The 1,525-nt window shown below is 68.9% G+C and carries 1 protein-coding gene; it reads right to left on the bottom strand.

The genetic code is table 11. From position 1 onward, the window contains the following. Positions 1-1,494 (bottom strand): ISL3 family transposase (locus tag ACWDBB_RS36180; RefSeq protein ID WP_449793650.1); only part of this gene is annotated, 1,494 nt, incomplete at its 3' end. Positions 1,495-1,525 lie beyond the last annotated feature (31 nt).

Here is a 1,525-nt window from a genome sequence, read left to right as displayed (position 1 = left end):
AAACGACACCAACTCGGGCAGGTCGGAGGCTTTCACCTCCTCGATCCAGCCGGTCAGCTGGTCGCGGCCGGTGCGGGCGGTCATCATCTCGGCGAAGGCCCGGACGTGGTCGGCGGTGGTGTCGAGCTGTGGGCAGCGGGCGAGGATGCCCTTGAGCTTGAGGGTCTCGTCGGCGGTGAGGCTGTCGGGGTGGCGGGTGATCCAGGAGGTCACGTCGCGGACCGAGGGTGGCCGGGTGAAGCGGTCCTGCGGTGGGGCGCCGGAACGCAGGGGCCGCAGGTAGTCGCGCAAGATCGTCAGGCCGCCGGTGTAGCCGACAGCCTTGATCTCGTCGAAGAGCGTCTTCGCGGTGGTGCAGCCTTCCTGCCATCGCTGGTGGAGGTAGGGCTTGTAGTCGTCCAGGACGCTGGCGCGGCCCTGCCACTTGCCTACGACGAGTTCTTCGGGGGCTGCGGCGTGGGCGAACCTGCGCACTGTGCCGCGGGCCAGGCCCAGCCGGCGGCTGATCTCCCGCCGGGACAGCCCCTGGTCGAGGAGGGTGTGCACGGCGTCGTGCCGCTCGCGGGTGCGGTCCGCATAACGGTGGGCGCCCCGGTCCGCCTTCGCTGTCGTGGTGATCTTCTCCAGTTCGGCGAGGGCTGCCGCGGATTCCTCGGGGGTGGGGACGTGGGCGGGTTCGCGCAGTTGGGTGGAGTGTCGGGTGACGCAGCGTTCCACGGCTTCGGTGAGGTTGTGGAACAGGTGCCAGCGGTCTGCGACTTGGACCGCGTTCGGTGCGCCGAGGCGGGCGCCTTCGGCGTAGCCGGTGGCGCGGTCGCGGCAGATGACCTCGACTCCGGGGTGCTCGGTCAGCCAGCGGGCCAGGGTGGCGGCCTCTCGGTCGGGCAGCAGGTCGACGGGACGGCGGGTCTCGATGTCGATCAGCACGGTCCCGTAGACGTGTCCTTTGCGCAGGGCGAAGTCGTCAACTCCGAGTACCCGTGGCGTGGTTGCCTGCGGGTCGGGCATCGCGCGGATCAGTCGCAACAGGGTTGAGCGGCTGACCTTCGAGCTGATCACATCAGACAGGCGGGCACCGGCTCGGCCGGCCAGCATCAGCGCCACCGCCTGCAGGATCGTGTGCAGCCGCAGGCTCCGCCGCCCGTGGCGGAAGGTGAGGCCGTTGACCTGCTCAACGAATGTCGCTCGGGGACACGACATCGTGGAACAGCGGAAGCGCCGGACCTGCAGCTCCACGACCATCCGTCGGCCACCGATTGCCGAGTCGGCCAACCGGCGCTCATAGCGGCTGTGGACCCGACGTGATCTGGCACCGCAGGACGGACAGAGCACCTCGGGCGCCCGCACGCGGGCAGCGACGGTCACGGCGTCGCCGCCGATCTCGATGTTCGCTATCTCCAGGCCGTCCAGGTCCGGGAACAGGACTTCCTCAGCATCCAGGCCGTTCACGGCGGTGATCATTACGCACGTGATGCCGTCCCGGCTGGAGAGCATCGAAAGTGATCACAAGTCATTGGTGTCGTTC

It is taken from the genome of Kitasatospora sp. NPDC001095 (assembly GCF_053598615.1).
Note: the sequence above shows the minus strand (reverse complement) of the source record. Positions and strands in the feature narration are given on the sequence as shown.